We start from the raw sequence: 3605 nt of genomic DNA, 5'->3' as shown, positions 1-3605 counted from the left end.
CAGCTTCTTCGAGGCCGGAGGCGATTCGATCCTGGCCCTGCGGGCCCTCGGCGAGGTGCGCGCCGCGTTCCCGGACCGCAGCGTCGGCATCGCCGACCTCTTCAACAACCCGAGCCCGGCCGCGCTGGCCGAGGCGGTCACGGCGGGCGTGGTCGGGAGCGCGCAGGTGGTGCACCTCACCCGCTCGGGCGCGCGGCCGATGCTCTACTGCTTCCCCGGCCTGATGGTGAACACCCGCGAGTACGGGCCGCTGGTGCGCCATCTCGGGCCCGACCAGCCCGCCACGGGCTTCGTCTGCTACTCGCTCACCGAGGCGCGCCGGAGCGTGGTCACGGTCGAGGACATCGCCGCCACCTACGCCGAGCACATCCGGCGCGCCAGCGCCGGCCGGCCCTGCACCCTCGTCGGCTGGTCCTGGGGCGGCGTGCTCGCCTTCGAGGCCGCCCGGATGCTCGGCCGCGACGTCGACGTGCGCCTCGTCGGCATGCTCGACGTCTGCGACCTCGACGTGAACTTCGCGGTCGGCGCCCTGCCGGACCTCGCCGAGGACGAGACCCGGGCGCTCGAGCGCCGGGTCGCGGCCTGGCTCGACGCCTGCGCCATGCGGGCGGAGTGGGAGGACCTGCTGCGCCGCATGGACCCCGCCCTGCACCGGCAGTTCCTCGCCTACGTCCGGGCGGCCGGACCGCTGCCGACGGACGGGCCGGGGATCGGCAGCCGCGAGTACGAGCTCTGGACCTTCATCGACAACACGCTGCTCTACCGCTCCTACCGGGCGACGCCCCACGATTGCCCGATCCGCGTCTGGCTGGCGGAGGACTCGGTCGCCCGGGGCCTCAACCACGTCGACTGGTCGCGCTACTCCGCCCGGGTCGAGGGCACGGAGATCGTGCCCGGGGTGAGCCACCGGCAGATCGTCGCGTCGCCCGACCTGCACGCCAGCCTGGCCCGGGCGCTCGCCGCGGCGGCGCGGTGACGCGGGCGCCGGCCCGGCACGCCTCCTGCATATTCTCTAGAAATGACGTGATTTGCGCCGCCCGCGATCTAGGATCATCGGCGCAGTTTTTCATTCTTCTAGTTTCAAGTCTTCGGTATGCTTCATTGACTCCCAATATTGCGACTGGTAGCACGCGTTCGATCTTGAAGGATCGGGCAGGTTCCCGTGCGGCGCGGTCTTCGGCCGACGCGCGCGGACGCCGCCCCGACGGACGCCCGCGATGCCCCGAACGGACCTCCCGACCCCTCGCCGCGACGCCGCCTCCGCCCTCCTCCGGGCGTTCCTGGAGGAGCGCGCGCGCCTCGTCGACTACGCGGCCCGCATCCTGGGGGAGCGCGGTCCCGCCGAGGACGTGGTGCAGGATGTCGGCCTGAAGCTCTGCGAGAGGCCCGCGGTCGCGGTGTCGGGGCCGGCGTCCCACTACCTCCTGCGCATGGTGCGCAACGCCGCCATCGACCGGGTGCGCCAGGCCGCCCGCGAGCGCTGCCGCCTCGCCGCGGCGGACGAGGCGCTGGAGGTGGCGGCCCCCTGCACCTGCCCCCTCGACCGGCTCGAATGCTGCGAGGCCTTGAGGGCCGTGGCGGCGGCGCTGGAGCGGCTGCCGGAGCGCACGCGCCGGGTCTTCCTGGCGCACCGCATCGACGGGGTGCCGCAGAAGACCCTGGCGAGCGAGATCGGCGTCTCGCCGACGCTCGTGAACTTCATGGTCCGGGACGCCGGCGCGCTCTGCCGCGCCGCGGCGGCGTGAGGCCGTCCCGCGCCGGACCCCCGCGCCCCCGGCCGCCCCTGCCCGCGCGGGAGCGACCCTGCGCCGGCGCGCGGGCGACCTCCCGCCCCGGCCCAAGCGGGGCCCGGCGCACGGCCGGCGCGGCCGCCACCGAACCCGCAGGGAGACCGCCCCGATGACCACCCTCGTCTCCGAAGCCCGGGTGTGGGTCGCCGAGCCCGCCCGGATCGTCGGCGACCTCTGCGCCCACTTCCTGGAGCACGACGTGCCGGTCGAGCACGGGGAGGCGGCGGGCCGCATCCTGTTCGACGTCGGCCTCGGCCTCGTGGCGGCGGCGCCCGGCGGCATCCTGCTGCGGGCCGAATCCCCCGACGATGCCGGGCTCGCCGTCATCAAGTTCATGCTCGCCTCGCACCTGCTCGAGCACCCGGCGGCGGCCGACGCCGCCATCGCCTGGACCGGCGACGGCTGCGACGACGCCGTGCTGCCCTCCCTGCGCGAGCTCCAGGTCCGCCGCGTCGAGGACCTCACGCCCCGCATGCGCCGGATCACCTTCGCGGGCCGCGACCTCGCGCGCTACGACGCCCCCGACATGCACGTCCACCTGCTGATCCCGCCGCTCGGCCGGCCCCCGGCCTGGCCGGTGCCGGGGCCGACCGGCATCCCGCTCTGGCCGCAGGACGAGGCCCGGCCGGCGATCCGCACCTACACGATCCGCCGCATCGACCCGGCGGCCGGCGAGATCGCCATCGACTTCGTGCGCCACGCCCCGGCCGGCGGTGCCGGGCCGGACCCGGACGGTGCCGGGCCCGGCACCGCCTTCGCCGAGCGGGCGCGCCCCGGCGACGTGGTCGGCATCCTGGGGCCGGGCGGCCGCACCGCGGGCGACGCCGAGTGGTACCTGCTCGCCGGCGACGAGACGGCGCTGCCGGCGATCGGCCGCATCCTGGAGCGCCTGCCCGCCGGCGCGGCGGGCGTCGCGGTGATCGAGGTGGCGGACGCGGGCGAGGAGCAGCCCCTCGCCCACCCGCCGGGCGTGGCGCTGCGCTGGCTGCACCGCGGCCCGGCGCCCGCCGGCAGCACGTCCCTGATCCTCGACGCCGTGCGGGCGGTCGAGATCCCGGCGGGGCGCCGGGTCTTCGCCTGGGCGGGCACGGAGTTCGAGACCTTCAAGGGCCTGCGGGCGCATTGGCGCCGGGCCTGCGGCCTCGACCGGACGCGCCACCTCGCGGTCGCGTACTGGCGCCGCGGCGCCACGGCGGACGAGGAGGCGGCGTGACCGCGGCGCTGCTCGGGCCCCTGCGCGGCCGCGGCTTCCGCCTGCTCTTCTGGGCCCGGGCGGCCTCGTTCGTCGCCTACGGCATCCTCGGGGTCGCGGTCAGCCTCCAGGTCTACGGCCTGACCCGGGACTCGCTCCACGTCGCCCTGGTGAGCGCGGCGGTCGCGGTCCCGATGGCCGTGGCGCTGATCCTCGGCGGCGGCCTCGCGGACCGGCGCGACCGCCGCGCCATCATGGTCTGGTCGCGCACCGCCCACCTCGCCACCCTGGCGATCCTCATCGCCAACGCGGCCCTGCCCGAGCCCCTGCTCTGGCCGATCTACGCCGCCGCGATCGTCGGCGGCGCCACGTTCGGCATCGGCATGCCGGCCCTGATGGCGGCGACGCCCGCCCTGGTGCCGCGGGCCGAGCTCGCCGCCGCCGCGGCCCTCACGGCCGCGGTCGCGCAGGCGGGCGCCGTCGCGGGCCCGTTCCTGGCCGGGGCGCTCACGGCGCGCTTCGGCCTCGTCGCCTGCTACGCCGCCGTGGCGGCGCTCTCCGGGCTGACGCCGCTCCTCCTGGCGCGCCTGCCCGCCCTGCCGCCGCAGGCGCCGGCCGGCGCG

4 protein-coding genes are annotated in these 3605 nt (G+C 76.6%); all 4 read left to right on the top strand.

The features are described from left to right. Positions 1–976: thioesterase domain-containing protein (locus tag DT057_RS34280; RefSeq protein ID WP_128566467.1), on the top strand; the 976-nt coding region annotated here is incomplete at its 5' end. Between the two features lie 241 nt (positions 977–1217). Further along, entirely contained in the window at positions 1218–1745 is a 528-nt protein-coding gene (locus DT057_RS34275) for a sigma-70 family RNA polymerase sigma factor (protein WP_128566466.1), read from the top strand. A 154-nt stretch (positions 1746–1899) separates the two neighbouring features. After that, on the top strand, positions 1900–3003 hold the full coding sequence (locus tag DT057_RS34270; protein WP_128566465.1) for a siderophore-interacting protein: 1104 nt from the start codon (positions 1900–1902) through the stop codon (positions 3001–3003). After that, a partial coding sequence (locus DT057_RS34265; RefSeq protein WP_244937433.1) for an MFS transporter occupies positions 3000–3605 on the top strand: 606 nt, incomplete at its 3' end. The genes DT057_RS34270 and DT057_RS34265, both read left to right, overlap by 4 nt.

This window comes from Methylobacterium crusticola, from assembly GCF_003574465.1.
GTDB lineage: Bacteria > Pseudomonadota > Alphaproteobacteria > Rhizobiales > Beijerinckiaceae > Methylobacterium > Methylobacterium crusticola.
The sequence above is the reverse complement of the archived record's forward strand: the minus strand, read 5'-3'. Positions and strand labels throughout refer to the sequence as shown.